This window comes from Streptomyces albidicamelliae, from assembly GCF_025642175.1.
Taxonomy (GTDB): domain Bacteria; phylum Actinomycetota; class Actinomycetes; order Streptomycetales; family Streptomycetaceae; genus Streptomyces; species Streptomyces albidocamelliae.
In genome coordinates, this window is sequence record NZ_CP106795.1 from 399,661 (window position 1) to 418,339 (window position 18,679).

Genomic DNA, 18,679 nt, shown 5'->3' on the forward strand with positions numbered 1-18,679 from the left:
CGCGAGCAGAAGCGGCCGGGCGGGACGGAGGCACCTCAGAAGCGGGGCGGTGCCGGGGTGTGCTGCGGGGCGGGGAGGATGCGCTGCTTGACGCCGGCACCCTGACGGCCCGACGGCTTGCAGGTGACGTCCTGGGCGGGCAGCTTGCCGTTGTTCAGGTAGGCGTTCACCGCGCGGTCGGCGCAGGCCCGGGGGTCACCGGAGTACACGCCGTGGCCCTCGCCGCCCTTGACGTACACCATGCGCGAGCCCTTGAGGGCGCGGTGCATGCCGAGGCCGCTGGCCAGGGGGGTCTGGGAGTCCCACTGGTTCTGGACGGTGAGCAGGCCGACCTTGTTGTCGACCGTCGTGGCGGGCTCCGAGGGCTCGTTCCAGAACGCGCAGGGCGTGATGTTGGAGGCGAAGTCGCCGTAGAGCGGGTACTTGGCCTTGTCCCGGACGGCGTCACGCCGGTACTGCTCGGGGTCGCGCGACCAGGCGGCGGTGTCGCCGCAGACCACGGTCCAGAACACGGCGGAGCCGTTGTCGGCGGGCGGCTGCGCGGCGGCCGCGAAGCGGCGCGGTTCCGGCCGGCCGTCCGGGGTGGCGAGGAGGTGGGACACCCGGTGGCCGGCGGCGGCCTTCTTCAGCTGGACGACGGACTCGGTGGCGGACTCGGGGCTGAAGAACTGCGCGCGCAGGGCGGCGCGGATGTCGTCGCCGTCGAGCTTCTGGCCGCCGTCGTCGATCGGGGTGCGGTCGGCGCGGGCGATCAGGTCCCAGAACGACTTCCGCACCTTGGCCGGGGTGTCGCCGAGCTTGTAGGTGCGGTGGCGCTGCGCGGCCCACTTGGTCCAGCGGGTGAAGGCCGGCTCGGTGCCCTCCGCCCAGATCTGGATCATGCCACGCCACACACGTGCGGGGTCTACCGAGCTGTCCAGCACGAAGCGGTCGGTCCGGCCCGGGAACATCTGGGCGTAGACGGCGCCGAGGTAGGTGCCGTAGGAGTAGCCCAGGTAGGAGATCTTCTTCTCCCCCAGGACGGCGCGTATGACGTCCATGTCGCGGGCGGTGTTGCGGGTGGTGATGTAGGGAAGCGTGTCACCGTTCTTGGCACGGCACTTGTCGGCCACGGTACGGGCCCACTTGACGTCCTGGCTGAACGTCGTTGTCTTGTAAGGGCGTTCGGAGTTCTGCTCCTTGGCCGTCAGGCCGCAGGTGACCGGGCTGCTGCGGCCTACGCCGCGCGGGTCGAACCCGACGAGGTCGTACTGCTCGCGTACGTTCTTGGGCAGCATTTCCTTCATCATGACCGGCATGTCCAGCCCTTCGCCGCCCGGGCCGCCGGGGTTGAAGACCAGGGCGCCGCGCTTCTTGCCGGGGACGCCGGTCTTCATGCGGGAGATGGCCAGCTTGACGGTCTTGCCGTCGGGGCGGCTGTAGTCGAGCGGAACCTTGATGGTCGCGCACTGGAAGGCGGTGGGCAGCGACCGGTCGCACCGGTGCCATGCGGGCTTCTGTTGCTCCGCTCTCTGCCGTGGTTCCGCCGCGGATGCCTGCGTGGGGGCCAGGGTGGCGACGAGCGCTGCCGCGACTCCCCCGGTGAGCAGGGGCGCCATGCGTCCGATCCGCACGATGGGCCGTTCCTTTCGATCAACTTCCAGGACGGCACCACCCTTTCGCGTACGAGAGGTGGGCGAATCCCTCTGCGGAGCGGTCTTGCTACGACCTGCGGTGTACACAGAAAGAGACGTGAGGAGGAGAACCTGAACGGGCCTTTCCCCATCCGCACTTGAGTGCCTTGAGCAGGCGTCTTCGCGGTACGCGGGTGCCGCGTGCGGATGGGGGGTGACCGGAGCGTCGCGGGACCGTCGCCGCTCTCGCGCGGTGAGCGGGCGACGGAGGGTCACAAGCGGTCACTACGACCGTTGTTCGCGGACAGGGTCCGACCGTTGCGGGCCACTAAGCGACATGCCGCCGCGAAACCATCCGAGTTGCGCTGGGATGGCCTGTCTCATGCTGAGTCTCGGGGTGGGAGTGGAAATGAGTGACTTGGCCGAAACTGTGGAGCCCCGTCCCGCCGACGGGCGGAGCGTCATGTCGTGCCGGTGCGGTGCCGGCGAACCCGCGGGCGCGCCCGGCGCGGCCGAGGAAAGGTTTCGCGGTCTGCTGGAAGCGGCACCGGATGCCATGGTCATCGTCGACGACGCCGGAATCATCAGGCTCGTCAACGCCCAGACCGAGGCCCTCTTCGGCTACCAGCGCGAAGAACTCCTCGGCCGCCCCGTCGAACTCCTCGTACCCGGCCGCTTCCGCGGCCATCACACCCACCACCGCAACGGCTACGCCCACAACCAGCAGGTCCGCCCCATGGGCGCCGGGCTCGACCTGTACGGACTGCGCAAGGACGGCACCGAGTTCCCCGTCGAGATCAGCCTCAGCCCCCTGGAGACCACGGACGGCCTGCTCGTCTCCGCCGCCGTACGCGACGTCAGCGAACGCAAGGCGGCGGAGGAAAGGTTCCGGGGACTGCTGGAGGCGGCACCGGACGCCATGGTCATCGTCGACGACGCCGGAATCATCAGGCTCGTCAACGCCCAGACCGAGGCCCTCTTCGGCCACCGGCGCGAAGAACTCCTCGGCCACCCCGTCGAACTCCTCGTACCCGGCCGCTTCCGCAGCCATCACACCCACCACCGCAACGGCTACGCCCACAACCAGCAGGTCCGCCCCATGGGGGCCGGACTGGAACTGTACGGACTGCGCAAGGACGGCACCGAGTTCCCCGTCGAGATCAGCCTCAGCCCGCTGGAGACCGCGGACGGCCTGCTCGTCTCCGCCGCCGTACGCGACGTCAGCGAACGCAAGGCGGCGGAGGAACGCATCAACGAGCTCGCGGCGCTCGTGGAGTCCTCGCAGGACGCGATCCTCGCCAAGACCCTGGACGGCCACATCACCTACTGGAACGCGGCGGCACAGCGGCTGTACGGGTTCACCGCCGGCGAGGTGCTGGGGCGGCACGTCTCCGTGCTGGCGCCGCCCGACCGGGAGGACGAGATCAGCGCGCTCCTGGAGAGGTTGCGCGAGGGGGAGAAGGTGGAGCACTTCGAGACGCTCCGCGTCACCCGCTCCGGTGCCCTGCTGGACGTGGACGTCACCCTGTGGCCGACCCGGGCGCGCAGCGGAGAGGTCGTCGGGGCGTGTGCGATCGTCCGGGACATCAGCGACCGCAAGCGCGCCGAGGCGGAGCTGACGGAGCTGTACGAGCAGCAGCGGCACATCGCCCTCACGCTGCAGCGCAGCCTCATGGGGACCCCGCCGGCCATCCCCGGTCTGGCGACCGCCAGCCGCTACCGGCCGGCGACCACGGGTGCGGGTGTCGGCGGTGACTGGTTCGACCTGGTCCCGCTGGGCGCGGGCCGGGTCGGGGTGCTGATCGGTGACGTGATGGGCCGCGGTCTGGAGGCCGCCGCCGTCATGGGCCAGCTGCGGTCCGCGGCGCACGCCCTGGCGAAGACCGGACTGCAGCCCCGCCAGCTGATGCAGGCGCTGGACACCGTCGTCGCCGATCTTGACGTGCCCGACCAGCTGGTCACCTGCTGCTATCTGATCATCGCCGCGGACGCGGGCGAGGTGACCATCTGCTCCGCCGGACACCTGCCCGTGCTCGTGGCGGTTCCCGGACGGAGCACCCAGACGCTCGAGGCGCCGGTGAACGCCCCCCTGGGCGTGGGCGGAATGATCTACGAGCAGTGCAGTACGACCGTTCCCCGCGGCTCCACCCTCGTGCTGTACACCGACGGTCTGATCGAGACTCCGGGCAGCGACATCGAGGACCAGCTGAACAAGCTCGTCGCCACCCTCGACGAGCTCGTCGAGGTCGATCCCGGTCTCGAGGCCTCCGCCGACCACGTCCTGAAGACGCTGCTGCCCGACGCCGACGGCCACGACGACGTCACGCTCCTGCTGACCCAGCTGCCTGCCGCTCCCCTGGCCACCGCCGTCACGGATCTGGCGGCCGCCCCCGAGTCCGTGGCCGCGGGCCGGGAATTCCTCTCCAGGACGCTGGCGGCGTGGGGTTTCGCGGAGGCGATGGACGATGCGCGGCTGCTGCTCTCGGAGGTTCTCACCAACGCGGTGCAGCACGGGCAGGGGCCGATCGGCGTGCACCTGTGCCGGACGGACGCCGACCTCACCGTGGAGATCAGCGACCGCAGTCCGGCCCTGCCCCAGCCCCGTCAGGCGGCCGAGGACGAGGAGTCCGGGCGCGGCCTGCTGCTCGTCCGCGCACTCGCCGACGACTGGGGGGTGCGGCCCACGGACGAGGGGAAGACCACGTGGTTCAGCCTGAAGACGTGAGGGCGAGGGTCATGGCCGGTCCGGCCTGCTCGTTCAGGAGCCGCCGCGACGCCCTCCCGCGGTGCTACGGACGACCGGGAGGGCCGCCGTCGTACTCGGCGACGGACACCCGGCCGGGCACGGCGACGCCCGCGCGGGCCAAGGGCGCCGGCAGACGATGGCCCACCGGTCGCCGAAGGCGATGACCGGTGGGCGGGTCGCCGGAAGACAGGAGCCGGGCGGCGCGATCACCGGCCGGCCGGGTCCGTGGTGTCTCCCGGCAGGACGTGTCGCGGCGCGGCGCCGCGGTCAGCTGTCGGCGAGCATGCCTTCGCGCAGGCGGGCGAGGGTGCGGGTCAGCAGGCGGGAGACGTGCATCTGGGTGACGCCCAGCTGTTCGCCGATCTGCGCCTGGGTGAGTTCGTCCACGAACCGCATGTGCAGAATCCGCCGGTCGCGCTCGCCGAGGCCGGCGATCAGCGGGGCCAGGGCGTGGAAGTCCTCCACCAGCCCCAAGGCCCGGTCCTCGGCACCGATGAAATCGGCCAGCGCCGCCTCGCCGTCCTCGCTGCCGTGGATCGTGGCGTCCAGCGAGGCCGAGGTGTAGCCGTTCGCGGCCAGACGGGCCTCCCGCACCTCCTCCACGGGCAGACTCATCAACTCCGACAGCTCCCCGTCCGTCGGAATCCGGCCCAGCCGCCCCCGCAACTCCTCCGTCGCACGGGCCAGCTGCACACGGGCCTCCTGCAACCGCCGCGGCACATGCACGGCCCACGTGGTGTCACGGAAGAACCGCTTGATCTCCCCCACGATGTACGGAATCGCGAAAGACGTGAACTCCGCCTCCCGGGACAGCTCGAACCGGTCGATCGCCTTGATCAGACCGATCATGCCGACCTGGACGATGTCCTCCATCTCCTCCGCACCCCGGCTGCGGAACCGCCCCGCCGCATACCGGACCAAGGACATGTTCATCTCGATCAGCGTGTTCCGCGCGTACTGGAACTCCGGCGTACCCTCCTCCAGCACCGCCAGCCGCCCGAAGAACAACCTCGACAACTCCCGGGCATCCTTCGGCGCCACCTGCGAAGGGTCGGCGATCTCGGGCAACTCGGCCGTATGGGTGTCGGTCGTCAGGCTCGTGAGCGGCATGCTGCATCCCCTCCCACAGTCGGAGTCGATCTCGCCGCCGCCCCGGTGCCGGGCGACAGCCGATGACCCAGCGTACTGGTGATCCCGCTCGGCGCGCCCACCGACCCGGCGGGCGCGCCCTCGGGCCGCCCGGATCCCCGCCGGGCGGCCCTCAGCACTACCTGCTGGTCAGAACCTCGGAACCGGCGACTGCGCCTGGACGAGTTCCGCGGCCTCCGCCTCCGTCTCGACCGACGGCGGGGAGCCCGCCAGCGGCTTGTTGGCCGTCTCCTTCATGAGCAGGACGGCGACGGCGCCCACGACCGCCGCGGCGGTGGCGTAGTAGGCGGGCATGAGGTTGGTGCCGAACGCACTGATCAGGGCGGTGATCACCAGTGGGGTCGTACCGCCGAAGAGCGAGGTGGAGAGGTTGTAGGCCACCGACAGGGAGCCGTAGCGGACCTTGGTGGGGAAGATCGCCGGGAGCGCCGCCGACATCGTGCCGAGCATCGCCACCAGGGAGAGCCCCATCAGGAGCAGGCCCAGGGCGATGAGGACCACGCTGCCCTGCCGGATGAGCAGGAAGGACGGCACGGACAGGAAGAGGAAGCCGAGCATGCCCGTCATCAGCAGCGGCTTACGGCCGAAGCGGTCGGAGAGCCGTCCCACCCGGTTGATGACGCACATCTGGACGACCATCACGACGAGCAGGATCAGCAGTCCGTGGTCGGTGCCGTAGCCGAGTTCGTCGGACAGGTAGGTGGGCATGTACGACAGCAGCATGTAGTCGGTGATGTTGTACGCCGCGACGAGCGCGATGCACAGCAGCAGCGGCCGCCAGTAGCGGGTGCAGATCTCGGCGAGGTCCCCGGTGGCGGAGGTCTCCACGGCGTCGGCGGCCTCGCTCGCCCTGGCCTGGCCGCCCTCCAGCTTCTGGAAGGCGGGCGTCTCGTCCAGCTTGAGCCGCAGGTACAGGCCGATGAGGCCGAGCGGGGCGGCGACCAGGAAGGGAATGCGCCAGCCCCACGTCAGCATCTGGTCGTCGCTGAGGAGGCTGCTGAGGACGACGACGAGCCCGGAGGCGGCGACGTAACCGGCGAGCGTGCCCAGCTCCAGGAAGCTGCCGAAGTATCCGCGCCTCTTGTCGGGCGCGTACTCCGCGATGAACGTCGAGGCGCCGCCGTACTCCCCGCCGGTGGAGAAGCCCTGCACCAGCCGGAAGAAGATCAGCAGGACCGGCGCCCAGAGGCCGATCACCGCGTGCGAGGGAATGAGGCCGATGGCGAAGGTCCCGACCGCCATCAAGATCATGGTGAAGGAGAGGATGCGCTTGCGGCCGACCTTGTCGCCGAGCGGCCCGAGGACCATCCCGCCGACGGGACGCACCAGGAACGCGACCGCGAAGGTCGCGAAGGAGCTCAGCAACTGGACGGTGTCGCTCCCCGACGGGAAGAAGACCTTGCCGAGCGTCGCCGCGAGATAGCTGTAGATCCCGAAGTCGTACCACTCCATGGCGTTGCCGAGGGCGGCCGCCTTGGTGGCGCGCCTGACCGCGGACTCGTCGGTGACGGTGATGTCGCCGCGGCGCAGTTTCGGGTGGCGTCGCCTCTCGATCGCACGGAACAGCACGGGGTGGCGTTTGACCGCTGCGCTGTTCATCGACTCGTCGGGCGCCGCCATGACGGGGTTCCTTTCCTGGGACACGTTCCACACACCGGGACCGCGCGTCGCGTGACACTTAGCGACCGCGCAGGTCCCGTGACACAACGTGTGCGCAGTTCTCCCCCGCATAAACGAGAGGCGTCACACACCACAGGATCCGTTACACAGGGTGACAGGGGCGCTTCGTCGCGGATCGCGGTGTTCACCCGGACGCCGTCCGGGGAACCTGATCAGCCCGGGTCCCGCCCCGAGCCGGGTGCCGCCCCGGTGAGAGGAGCACATGTGACGACGTCGGGATCAGCGGCGGACGGCCGGAGCCCGGAATCCGCCGAGGCCGGTCAGGAGCCGGACCCCCGCCGGTGGCGTGCGCTGTGGGTCACTCTCGTGGCCGGCTTCATGAGCCTGCTGGACGTGACGATCGTCGCGGTCGCCCTGCCCACCATCCAGCGCGAGCTGCACGCCTCGCCCGCGCAGGTGCAGTGGGTGGTGTCCGGGTACGCCCTCACCTTCGCCCTCGCCCTGGTCACCGCGGGACGCCTGGGCGACGCGCTGGGCCGGCGCCGCATCTTCCTGCTGGCTCTCAGCGGCTTCGTGCTGTTCAGCGCCGCCGGCGGAGCGGCCCCGAACATCACCCTGCTCGTCGTGGCCCGCCTCGCGCAGGGCCTGGCGGCCGGCTTCATGGCGCCGCAGAACTCCGCGCTGATCCAGCAGATGTTCCGGGGTGCCGAACGCGGTCGTGCCTTCGGGTTCTTCGGAGCAACCGTCGGCGTCTCCTCCGCCGCGGGGCCCCTCACCGGCGGTCTCATCCTGGCCCTCGCCTCGGGCGCGCAGGGCTGGCGGTGGATCTTCTACGTCAACGTCCCCATCGGCGTCCTCGCCGTCCTCCTCGGCCGCCACCTGCTGCCCCACCTGCGGCGGTCCGGCCGGGGGCACGTGGACCTGCCGGGTGTGCTGCTTCTCGGCCTCGGGGTGCTCGCGCTGATGTTCCCGCTGGTCCAGGCGGACTCCGGAGGCATCGGCCGACGGTGGTGGCTGTTCCTGGTCGGTGCCGCGATCCTCGCCGTCTTCGTGCGGTGGCAGTACCGCCTCGTCGCCCGCGGCGGGCAGCCGCTGCTCGACCCCCGCCTGTTCACCACTGTGCGCGGCTACGCCGTCGGCGCCGGTGTCGGCACCCTGTACTTCGTCGGCTTCAGCGGCATCTGGCTGGTCTTCGCCCTCTTCTACCAGCAGGGGCCCCTGCACTTCTCGCCGCTCCGGTCCGGTCTCGCCGTGACCCCCTTCGCGCTGGGTTCGGCGAGTGCGGCCGTGGTGGCCGGACGGCTGGTGGACCGGTTCGGCCGGCTGCTCACCGTCTGTGGTCTCACGGGGGTGATCGCCGGTCTGGGCGGTACCGCGCTGCTGCTCCGCTTCGCACCCCTGGATCCCGCGCCCTGGCTCGCCGCGCCGGCCCTCTTCCTCGGCGGCATCGGCAGTGGTTTCGTGGTGTCCCCCAACATCACCATGACCTTGCGGGACGTACCCGTGCGCATGGCGGGCGCGGCGGGCGGTGCCCTGCAGACCGGGCAGCGGCTCGGCGCCGCGGTGGGCACCGCGGCGCTGCCCGGCCTGTTCTACCTGGTGCTCGGCAGGAGCCACGACTACCGCGGCGCACTGGTCACCGCGATGGTCACCGCGCTGGTGGGCATGGCGGCGTCCCTGGCCCTCGCGGCGTACGACTGGCGGGGTGACCGGCGAAAGCGCGAGCCGCGCCGGAAGTGCCCCGACGAGGTCGCCAACGATCCGGTGCACTCCCGCCAGACGTGACCGCCTGCCCGGCTCAGCGTCTGCGGCCCCGGGCCGACCAGCCGCTCCCGACACCCGCGAGGTGGAGGGCGAGCACGGTGAGTCCGAGGAGCATGATGTTCGTCGAGGTGAAGGTGTCGTTGGTCGAGATGTCGGCCGCGTTGATCAGGAAGGCGATGAAGAACAGGACCGCCGAGACGATGGACAGCATGGTGTCGATCCCTTCGATGCCGCGTGGAAACGCACTCTGGTGCACAGCGGATGCCCCTTGCCGGGCACCGCACACCCCGGCTCTTCCGCGCGCCGGCACCACGAACCGCCCCCGTGGGGCGAGTTGTGCCCCGCCGGGCGATTCGCCGGGTCAGAACCGCAGGACCACGCGTACCGTCTTGCCCGCGGGATACCGTAAGAGCCGCTGTTCGTCCGCGAGTTGAGCGACGAGCAGGAGCCCGAGGCCCCCGGTGCCGTGCACGTTGTCCGGGTCCCTGGGGCGCGGCGGCGTGGTCGACGCGTCGTCGACGTCCAGCACGAGACGCCCCTGATGGGCGTGCACGCACAGCCGCCACCAGCCGGTGGCGTGCCGGTAGGCGTTGGTGCACAGCTCGGAGACGATGAGCTCGACGTCCCCGGCGTCGACCGGCGGGCAGCAGGCCGCGGTGTACTGCGCCGCCGCACGACGGGCCTCGCCGATGGACGAGCCGTCGCTGTCCAGCATCAGCAGGGCGGGGAACTCGCCGTGGGTGCGGCGCCAGACGCCGCCCGGCCACTCGCAGCGGCAGACGAAGCGGTGTCTGTCGTCCGTTGCCACACCACCCTTCGTCCGTGGCCGCCACCCGACGCTCTCGGCCCTCATGCGGGTCCCTCCTCTTCCAGCCCGCACAGACGGAACCGCTCCAGGACGCCGGTGAGGCGCATGAGCTTGGCCAGTTGCGGCCGGAGCGGGCCGACGATCCGGACTTCGAACCGGTCCGTCATGCGCAGCAGCAGATTGAGCAGTGTCGAGTCGGCGAACCGTACCTCGCCCACGTGCAGTTCGATGGACACGGCGGAAGTGGCGACTTCGAGGACGAGTTCCAGGTCGAGTTCGCATTCGACGTCGAACTCACCGCTGAGTCTGATCACCATGACGCGCCCGTCGCACGCGGTGTCCACCTCGACGGAACACCTCTGCGACACACGGCCCTGACTGTCACCTCGCTTCACCACATCTACGGTGAACGCTTCGGAAGCCGAGGGAGACCGCTTTACGCGTACGGATGACCGATCGAACATCTGACACGGCGGACGGGGCCGCCACCCCCGGCCCGTACACCAGCAGCCACAGGGTCGTCGTGGCCGCCAGGCGCGGCTGCGGCAGGGGTGCGAGGGCGATCGCCACGCACAGCCCGACGACCAGGGAGTACGCGACCGGGCCGCGCAGGTACGGCGAGCAATGCCGGGCGCCCGGTAGGGCGGAGACACCCGGATCCGCCCCGGGCCGTCCCGGCCGTGGGCACCATGCCGTACGGGCCCTGCGCCTCACCCGGACGGCTCGCGGGAGGTTCGTTCGCGGGCGGCGGGAGTCCCGCTCCGGCACGGCGAATGCGTGCGTGGCGCGGGGCCGACCGGGTGTACGTGCATCCGTGGAGCGCCGTCGGCGGGAACGCGTGAAGGGCCCGGTGCGGGTCCCGGGCGTGAGGAGGACCGGCGTTGCGGAGCGGACGGGACGGGGAGTCGTACGACGTCGTCGTCGTGGGTGCCGGGCTGGCCGGACTGGCGTGTGCGCGGGACCTTCGGGCGCTCGGGCTGCGGGTGCGGGTGCTGGAGGCCGGCGACGGCGTCGGCGGCCGGATGCGCACCGACCGGATCGACGGCTGCGTGGTGGACCGCGGATTCCAGGTCTTCAACACCGCCTACCCGCAGGTGCGCAGGCGTCTGCCGCTCCGGGAGCTTCGGCTGAGGCCCTTCACCCCCGGGATCCTGGTGCACACGGGGGAACGGCGGCTGAGGTTCGCCGATCCCACGCGGGCGCCCCGGCAGGCGCTGAGCGGGCTGTCGGCCGGCCTGGCCGGACCTCGTGACCTGGCCGCTCTGGCCGCGCTGACCGGCTGGGACGCGCTGGCCCCGGCCGGACTGCGGCGGCGGTCCGGGGACGTCTCCACCCGGCGCGCTCTGGCGCGGGCCGGCTTCAGCGACGACTTCGTCGAACGGTTCTTCCGCCCGTTCCTGTCCGGGGTCTTCCTGGAGGACGAACTGGCGACCTCCAGCCGGTTCTTCCACCTGGTGTGGCGCAGTATGGCGCGCGGCACCATCTGCCTGCCCGCCGCCGGGGTGGGTGCCGTACCGGAGTTGCTGGCGTCCACGCTGCCGCCGGGGACGATCGCCCTGGAGTCACCGGTGACGGAGCTCACCGACGACGGTGTGCTCGTCGGCGGTGCCGGCGGCGAACGCGCCCTCGCGGCGCGGGCCGTGGTGGTGGCCGGGCCGGCGGCCGCGACCCGGCTGCTGCCGGGCGAGGCCGTGGGGCCGTACCGCAGTGTCACCACCTACTACCACCTGGCGTCCCGGTCGCCGCTGCGCGAACCGACGCTGGTGACGGACGTGCGGCGCCGGTTCGCCAACAGCTGTGTGCTGACCGAGGTGCACCCCGGTCACGCGCCCCGGGGCCACGCGCTGGTGGCGACCTCCGTGCTGGGTGACGACGCCGAGGGCCGGGAGCGGACGGTGCGCGCGGCGCTCGCCGAGTGCTACGAGGCCGACACGAGCGGCTGGGAGCGGCTCACCGTCCGCACGGTGTCCGACGCGCTGCCCGTCATGCCGCCGGGACTGCCGCTCAGCCGTCGTAGCCGGGTCGCTCCCGGACGGTACGTGTGCGGCGACCACCGGGCCACCGGATCGGTGCAGGGGCGCTGGCGTCGGGGGCGCGGGCGGCCCGCGAGGTCGCGGCCGACCTCGCGCGGCGCTGAGGCGGCGCGAGAGCCGTCAGGGCGGCCCCTCGCCGCGCCCCCGCTCGGTCCGCAGCACCTCTTCCAGATCTCCGAGCCGGTCCAGGCCCTGCACGGCGCGTGAGGTCCGCATGTTGCCCGAGAGCAGCGCGCGGTGGCGGTGGACGAAGGACCAGTAGCCGGTGGTGAAGGGGCAGGCCCGCTCGCCGGTACGGTCGCCGGGCCGGTAGACGCAGCCGTCGCACAGGTCGCTCATGCGGTGGATGTAGGCGCCGCCGGAGGTGTACGGCTTGGTCGTCATCCGGCCGCCGTCGGCGTACTGGGACATGCCGGTGACGTTGGGCAGCATCACCCAGTCGTAGCCGTCGACGAAGCAGCGGTGGAACCAGTCGGTCACCTCCCGCGGATCCCAGCCCCGTTGCAGGGCGAAGCTGCCCAGCAGCATCAGCCGGGGGATGTGGTGCGTCCAGCCGGTGTCGCGCACCTGGGCGAGGACGGTGGCCAGGCAGCGGGCGGAGACGGCGTCGGCGTCCAGTTCGAGGAACCACTCCGGCAGGGGAGCGTGGTGGCGCAGGGCGTTGTTCCGGCGGTAGTCCTCGCCGAAGTACCAGTACAACTGCCACACGTACTCGCGCCAGCCGGCGATCTGCCGTACGAACCCCTCGACGCTGTGGACGGGAGCGTGCCCGGCACGCCAGGCGTCCTCGGCGGCCGCCACGCACTCCGCGGGGTCGAGCAGACCGAGGTTGAGGGAGGACGACAGCAGGCTGTGGCTCATCACCGGGTCGTCGGCGAGCATCGCGTCCTCGTGCGGGCCGAAGCCGGCGAGCCGGTGCTCGGTGAACCGGCGCAGCGCCGACAGGGCCTCGCGCCGGGAGGCGGGGAAGCGCCTCGGGCCGTCCCGGCCGACGAAGCGGATTCCCTCCTCCTGCCACTGGTCGAGGTCGGCGCGCACCTCGTCGTCGATGTGGTCCTCGCGAGGCCGGTACGGCTTCGGGGCGCCCAGGGTCCCTGCCCCCTTGGGCGGGGGTTCGCGGTTGGCGTGGTCGTGGTTCCAGCGGCCGCCGGCCGGGGAGTCACCGTCCATGAGGAGGTCGAACTCCCGGCGCACCCAGTGGTAGAAGTCCTCCTGCCGCAGCCGCCCCCCGTCGTGTTCCCCGGCCCACGCGCGGAAGGCCTCCTGCGGCAGCAGGAATCCCCTCGCCGGCAGCATCCGCGCCTGGTCCAGAGAGCCGACCAGACGCAGGGCGGCGCGCGAGGTCGGGTGGTGCACGGTCACCGGGGCGTCGCCGATGGCCTTGCGCAGTCCCTCCCGGTAGGTCTCGGCGCGTACGTAGCGGACGCGGTCGCCGAGTTCGGCGGCCCGGTGGCGCATCGCGGAGAGCACCAGGTGGGCCTTGGCGCGGTGGAAGCGGCGCCGGCGGAACACCGAGCGGGCCTCGATCATCACCACCCCGGCGTCCCGGGCGGGCCCGCCGTCGCCCGGTGCGAGGAAGTGCGGGCCGAGCTGGTCGCCGAACAGCCAGTGCCAGTCCGTCATTCCGGCGGCCTCCCTGGGGCCCGTGGTGGTGCCGGTGCGCCCGGGCGCACGTCCGGGCGGTGTCATCGGCGCGTCATGAATGTCTTCCGTCCAGGGGACCGCGGCGGATGCGAGGGGCGCGAGTGGCCGTGGCAGTCGGGTGAGTCCCGCGTCCGGTCGGGCGCAAGCCGGTCGGAAGCCGGCCGGTCGGCGGGAGTGCATCCGCGGGCGCCGGGACAGCCGTAGTCGGATCGGGTTCACCGGTGCCGACCCGTCACCGGGCCCCGCAGTCCGTTTTCCTGAAGGAGACCGATGTCGAGCGTCCGGCGTGCCCGCTGGTTCGTCCCCCTCGTCCTGCTCGTCGTGTGGCTCGGCGCGGGTGCCGCGTTCGGGCCCTTCGCCGGGCGGCTCGGCGAGGTCGCCACCAACGACCAGGCCGCCTTCCTGCCGCGCAACGCCGAGTCGACCCGGGTACTGCGGGAGCAGGAGGCGTTCGCGCAGGACGAGTCGCTGCCGGCCATCGTCGTGTGGACGGCCGCGGAACGCGGTTCCGCGGCCGGGCTGGAGCCGCGCGCGGCGCGGGCGCTGGCCTCGCTGAACGGCGACCCGCCCTGGCCGGCCCGGTCTCCCCTCCGCTGGTCGCGCGGGACGGTGAGGCCCTCCAGGGTGTCGTACCGCTGCGACCGGACCTCGGCGACCGGCTCCCCGGCACCCTCGACCGGGTCCGGTCGGCGGCGGAGCGGGTGCCGGGGGCGACGGTCCAGTTGGCGGGCCCGGCGGCGAGCCAGGCCGACCTGTCCGACGCGTTCGCCGGCATCGACGGGCTGCTGCTGGTCGTGGCTCTGGTCACCGTGCTGGTCATCCTGCTGGCGGTGTACCGCAGTGTGCTGCTGCCCCTGCTGATCATCCTGGGGGCGGTGTTCGCGCTGGGGGTGGCGTGTGCCGTGGTCTACGTCCTCGCCGACCGTGGCGTGGTGCGCGTGGACGGTCAGGTGCAGGGCATCCTGTCGATCCTCGTCATCGGCGCCGCCACCGACTACGCCCTGCTGCTGACCGCCAGGCACCGGGAGGAACTCGGCGCCGGACGAGACCGGTTCGCCGCGGTGCGGGCCGCCGTACGACGGTCGGCGGGTGCGCTGGTGGCCAGTGCCGCCACCGTCGCCGCGGGCCTGCTGGCTCTGCTGCTGAGCGATCTCACCAACAACCGCGCTCTCGGGCCGGTCGGCGCCATCGGCATCGTGTGCGCCCTGCTGACGGCGCTCACGTTCCTGCCGGCGGTGCTCGCGCTGCTCGGGGGTGCCGCCTACTGGCCCGCGCACCCGTCCCGGCAGGGTTCGGGCGAGCGCGGGCGGCGGCTGTGGGAGCGGGTCGCGGGCCGGGTCGACCGCACCCCGCGCCGGGTGTGGGCCGTCTGCCTGGTGGCCCTGTTCGCCCTTGCCGCACCCGCCCCGACGCTGGCCTCGAAGGGGGTGCCCCTCGACGAGATCTTCGTGAACGACGCGCCGTCCGTCGCCGCTCAGCGAACCCTGGCCCGGCACTTCCCCGGTGGATCGGGCAATCCGACGCTCGTGACGGCGCGGGCCGACCGCCTCACCCAGGTCGCCGCGGCGGCGCGGCGCACCGCGGGCGTCGCCTCGGTGGCGCCGCTGACCCGCGACGGCCGCCCCGGCCCCGCCGCACGGGCACGGGTCGCCGAGGGCCGGGTGCTTCTCCACGTCACCCTGCGGGACGGCGCGGACAGTGAGGCGGCACGGGCGACGGTGGCCCGGCTGCGGTCGTCGGTACGCGCGGTGCCGTCGGCCGGTGCCCTGGTCGGCGGATTCACCGCGCAGCGGCATGACACCGAGCGGACCGCCGAGCGCGACCGGTCGCTGATCGTCCCGGTGGTGCTGGCCGTCATCCTCGTCGTACTGATCGGCCTGCTGCGGTCCCTGGTGGCGCCGGTCCTGCTGGTGGCCACCGTGGCCCTGAGCTTCCTGGCCACCCTCGGGGTGTCCGCCCTGGTCTTCCAGCACGCGCTCGGGTTCACCGGCACCGATCCGTCCGTCCCCCTCTACGGGTTCGTGTTCCTGGTGGCCCTGGGCGTCGACTACAACATCTTCCTGATGTCGCGGGTGCGGGAGGAGTCGCTGCGGCACGGCGTACGCGAGGGGGTGCGGCGCGGACTGGTCACCACCGGTGGCGTGATCACCTCCGCCGGGGTCGTGCTCGCCGCGACCTTCGCCGCTCTGGTCGTGATCCCGCTCGCCTTCCTGGTGCAGATCGCGTTCATCGTCGCGTTCGGGGTGCTGCTGGACACGCTGGTGGTCCGCTCGCTGCTGGTGCCGGCCCTGGTGCGGGACCTGGGCCGGGCCGCGTGGTGGCCGGGCCGGCTGAGCCGTCCGGCGGGCAGGGAGGCCCCGTCCGCCGTCACGGCCGACGTCAGGCCGCCGGCCAGGAAGGTCCCATGATCTCGCCGAGTACGGTCTCCGGGTCCCGTACCGCCGACCGCGCGAGCACGGCCTCGTAGCGTTCGGTGCCCAGCAGCGCGCGGGTGGTGCGCTCGCACTGCGCGCGCACCGGGCCCAACTCCGGTGTGCCGCGCTGCGGATGACCGACCGCGCTCCACAGGACCTCGCCGAGCGCGTAGGCGGCCGCCGCCGGCTCGCCCGTTCCCTGCGCCGCCAGGGCGGCCGCGAGGAGGTCCAGGCCGAGGGCCATGCCGAACGTGTCACCGATACGGTGCTTGCCCTCCACCATGGACCGGGCGTGGGCCACGGCGTCCGTGCTCCGGTCCTCGAACAGCGCGATGAGCGACAACTGGTAGTCGGCGTAGGACCGGCCCCACCACTCCCCCCGCTCCGCGCAGTCGGCACGCAACTCCAGTGCGCCGGCTCGCGCTCGGCCGAGGAAGCCCTGTCCGGTCAGGGCGAAGACCCGGGCCAGGCGGCACAGCACCGTGGCCGCCGTGACGTCCGTCGAGCCCGTGGCCCGGCCGAGCGCCAGGTCCACGGCGTGGCCGGCGGCCATGGGGCGGCCGTCCAGCAGATGGATCAGCGCGAGCAGGTACGCGGCCCGCAGGCTCCCGTCGGCGTCGGCGCAGCGGTCGGCCTCCCAGGAGCAGCGCTCGGCCAGTTCGCGCGCGGCGGCGCCGTCTCCGCACAGCACGCGGGTGACGCCCAGCGCCCACAGGGCCCTGACGCGCACCTCGGCGGGGGCCGGACAACGGGCCAGGCAGTCCTCCAGGTACGCGGCGGCCTCCCGGAGGTGCCCGCCGCAGCTCCAGAAGAAGCCGAGGCGGCCGCTCATGTCGAGGGCGGCCGCCGATCCGGTCGAGGTCAAGTGGTCCAGAGCGGCGCACAGGTCGGCGTGGGAGTCCTCGATCCACCGGTACCAGTGCGTCTGGGCGGCGCTCTGCCACTCCTCGTCGGCCTTGCGCACGCGTGCCCGGAAGTACCGCGCGTGCCGGCTCCTCGCCTCCGGTTCCTCGCCGAGTTCGCCGAGCCACAGGTGTCCGTACTCGCGGACGGTGTCGAGCATGCGGTGGCGGTCGCCGTGCCGGGTCAGGACTGATTTGCGTTCCAGCGCGTCCAGGCAGGCACGCACCGCCGTGGCGGGGAGCGCGTCGTCCTCGCACACGTGCAGCGCCGCCTCGGCGTCGAAGGGCCCGCGGAAGACGGAGAGCCGGGCCCAGAGGAGCCGTTCGGACGGCTCGCACAGTTCGTGGCTCCAGCCGATCGTCGTGCGCAGCGCGCGCTGGTGCGAGGGTGCCGCCGGGCCGTAGGCCGCAGCGGTGAGGTCCAAGCGGGAGCGGACGTGGTGTTCGATCTCGCCGAGGGTGGCGCCGGCCAGTTGGCCCGCGGCCATCTCGAGGGCGAGCGGAATGCCGTCCAGCCAGCGGCACAGCCGTGCCGCGGCGACCCGGTCCTCGGGGCGGGTGAGCGGCACGCCCAGGGCGGCCGCTCGGCGGGACAGCAGCTCCACGGCATCCGTGTCGACCGGCAACGGCTCTGTGCCGACCACCTGTTCCCCGCTGATGCCGAGCGGTTCCCTGCTGGTGGCGAGCACGGTCAGCCGCGGGCACGACGAGCGGAGCCGGGTGACGAGGGCACGGCAGCTGCTCGTCAGGTGTTCGCAGGAATCGAGTACCAGGAGCTGGTCCTGGCCGCTCAGCCAGCCGGCGAGTGAGTCGACCGGTTCCCCGTACGTGTGGTCGGCGAAGCCGAGCGCGTCGGCCACCAGGGGCAGCAGGAGCCGGTCGTCCCGGAGTTGCCAGAGATCGGCCCAGGCCACCGCTCGCCCGTCGAATCGCCGCACCTGGTCGGCCGCGTGGAGCGCGAGCCGGCTCTTGCCGACGCCTCCCACGCCCGTGAGGGTGACGAGACGTCCCCCGCCCAGGCTTCCGGCGAGGAGGGTCAACTCGTTCGCACGGCCGATCAAGTCGTCCGGGACATCGGAGAAGCGGTTCAGCATTCGCACAGTCTGGCGTGTCCGGTGACCCGTACGGGGGGTGTTGTCACGGACGGTGCGCAGGTTCCCGCCGAGGACGCGAGATCGGTGCACCGTTTGCCGTGTACGAGGCGGGAGCGGTGCGACCAGAACGCTGCAAAAACGATGCGAGTTGTTGCGTGCATCGATTCCGCGTGAGGCTGACCGGGACGGACAGCCACAGGTGACCGTCGGCGATCCGCGAACAGCGCGGGGCGTGCCGTTCTTCGCACGGGAGTGGCCGACCATGACAGCTACGCAGACAGTTCCCACCGACTGCGGCCCCACGCCGGAACCGGCCCGTCCCTCCGGTGCCGCCGAGGTGGCCGATCGTTTCGTCTCCGGGGACGAGGACGCGCTGGCCGAGGTCTACCGGGAGTGGGGCACGCTGGTGCAGGCACTCGCCCGCCGCGCCCTCGGCGACCCCTGCGAGGCCGAGGACGTCACCCAGACCGTGTTCCTGGCCGCATGGCGCGGCCGTGGGGGGTTCCGCCCGGAGCGGGGTTCCCTGTCCTCGTGGCTGGTGGGCATCACCCGGCGGAAGATCGCCGACGCGTTGGCGGCCCGCACCCGCCGCACCGAACTGGTGGCCACGGCGTCCTCCCTGCTCGCCCTGGACGACGGCCCTCCGCTCACCGATCCGCAGACCGTGCTCGACCGCGTGGTGATCGGGGAGTCGATGGCGGAGCTGACCGAGCCGCAGCGCCGGGTGCTGAACCTCGCCTACTACGAAGACCTCACGCAGGTGCAGATCTCCCAGGTCACGGGCTGGCCCCTGGGAACGGTGAAGAGCCACCAGCGACGTGCGCTGCACCGTCTGAGCCGCTGCCTCCAGGAGGACGCCCTCGTCTCCTGTGCCGCTTAGGAACGACGGTCG

Annotated in this window: 11 protein-coding genes and 2 pseudogenes; 5 read left to right on the top strand and 8 right to left on the bottom strand. The window is 72.2% G+C overall.

Features of this window, described 5'->3' with window-relative positions; genetic code table 11:
• Window positions 1–35: 35 nt before the first annotated feature.
• On the bottom strand, window positions 36–1,613 hold the full coding sequence (locus N8I86_RS01960; protein WP_404830773.1) for an alpha/beta hydrolase: 1,578 nt from the start codon (window positions 1,611–1,613) through the stop codon (window positions 36–38).
• A gap of 463 nt (window positions 1,614–2,076) precedes the next feature.
• Here N8I86_RS01960 and N8I86_RS01965 point away from each other — a divergent pair, with 463 nt between their 5' ends.
• Complete coding sequence (locus tag N8I86_RS01965; RefSeq protein ID WP_263280042.1) at window positions 2,077–4,338, top strand: SpoIIE family protein phosphatase; 2,262 nt, start codon at window positions 2,077–2,079, stop codon at window positions 4,336–4,338.
• A 288-nt stretch (window positions 4,339–4,626) separates the two neighbouring features.
• On the opposite strand, the gene N8I86_RS01970 is transcribed toward N8I86_RS01965, so the two are convergent.
• Window positions 4,627–5,469 carry an RNA polymerase sigma factor SigF gene (locus N8I86_RS01970; protein ID WP_263276898.1) on the bottom strand — a complete coding sequence of 281 codons (843 nt, stop codon included), beginning with the start codon at window positions 5,467–5,469 and terminating at the stop codon, window positions 4,627–4,629.
• A 168-nt stretch (window positions 5,470–5,637) separates the two neighbouring features.
• A complete protein-coding gene (gene proP, locus N8I86_RS01975; RefSeq protein WP_263276899.1) occupies window positions 5,638–7,128 on the bottom strand; it encodes a glycine betaine/L-proline transporter ProP in 1,491 nt (496 codons plus the stop codon).
• A gap of 264 nt (window positions 7,129–7,392) precedes the next feature.
• On the opposite strand from proP, the gene N8I86_RS01980 reads away from it, so the two are divergent.
• Window positions 7,393–8,913 (top strand): MFS transporter, encoded by a 1,521-nt coding sequence (locus N8I86_RS01980; protein ID WP_263276900.1) that lies wholly within the window; start codon window positions 7,393–7,395, stop codon window positions 8,911–8,913.
• Window positions 8,914–8,926: 13 nt separating this feature from the next.
• Here the strand turns inward: N8I86_RS01980 and N8I86_RS01985 are convergent, their stop codons facing one another.
• The 3 genes from N8I86_RS01985 to N8I86_RS01995 all read right to left on the bottom strand — a co-directional run bounded on the left by N8I86_RS01985 (window position 8,927) and on the right by N8I86_RS01995 (window position 10,017).
• A complete protein-coding gene (locus N8I86_RS01985; RefSeq protein WP_185091510.1) occupies window positions 8,927–9,103 on the bottom strand; it encodes a hypothetical protein in 177 nt (58 codons plus the stop codon).
• A 150-nt stretch (window positions 9,104–9,253) separates the two neighbouring features.
• Window positions 9,254–9,700 (bottom strand): ATP-binding protein, encoded by a 447-nt coding sequence (locus N8I86_RS01990; protein WP_185091509.1) that lies wholly within the window; start codon window positions 9,698–9,700, stop codon window positions 9,254–9,256.
• Between the two features lie 41 nt (window positions 9,701–9,741).
• The gene (locus N8I86_RS01995; RefSeq protein WP_158075347.1) at window positions 9,742–10,017 is read right to left on the bottom strand and encodes an STAS domain-containing protein; all 276 of its coding nucleotides are present in this window, start codon (window positions 10,015–10,017) and stop codon (window positions 9,742–9,744) included.
• A 564-nt stretch (window positions 10,018–10,581) separates the two neighbouring features.
• Between N8I86_RS01995 and N8I86_RS02000 the strand changes: the two are divergent.
• Window positions 10,582–11,837 (top strand): annotated as a pseudogene (locus N8I86_RS02000) (FAD-dependent oxidoreductase).
• A 16-nt stretch (window positions 11,838–11,853) separates the two neighbouring features.
• Here N8I86_RS02000 and N8I86_RS02005 read toward each other — a convergent pair.
• A complete protein-coding gene (locus tag N8I86_RS02005; protein ID WP_263276901.1) occupies window positions 11,854–13,356 on the bottom strand; it encodes a cryptochrome/photolyase family protein in 1,503 nt (500 codons plus the stop codon).
• 291 nt (window positions 13,357–13,647) lie between these two features.
• Between N8I86_RS02005 and N8I86_RS02010 the strand changes: the two are divergent.
• Window positions 13,648–15,785, top strand: a pseudogene (locus tag N8I86_RS02010) (MMPL family transporter).
• Here N8I86_RS02010 and N8I86_RS02015 read toward each other — a convergent pair.
• The gene (locus tag N8I86_RS02015) at window positions 15,757–17,787 is read right to left on the bottom strand and encodes an ATP-binding protein (protein ID WP_263276902.1); all 2,031 of its coding nucleotides are present in this window, start codon (window positions 17,785–17,787) and stop codon (window positions 15,757–15,759) included. The pseudogene N8I86_RS02010 and the gene N8I86_RS02015 overlap by 29 nt on opposite strands.
• A 262-nt stretch (window positions 17,788–18,049) precedes the next feature.
• Here N8I86_RS02015 and N8I86_RS02020 point away from each other — a divergent pair, with 262 nt between their 5' ends.
• Window positions 18,050–18,667 carry an RNA polymerase sigma factor gene (locus tag N8I86_RS02020; RefSeq protein ID WP_073896795.1) on the top strand — a complete coding sequence of 206 codons (618 nt, stop codon included), beginning with the start codon at window positions 18,050–18,052 and terminating at the stop codon, window positions 18,665–18,667.
• The last annotated feature ends 12 nt before the right edge of the window (window positions 18,668–18,679 follow it).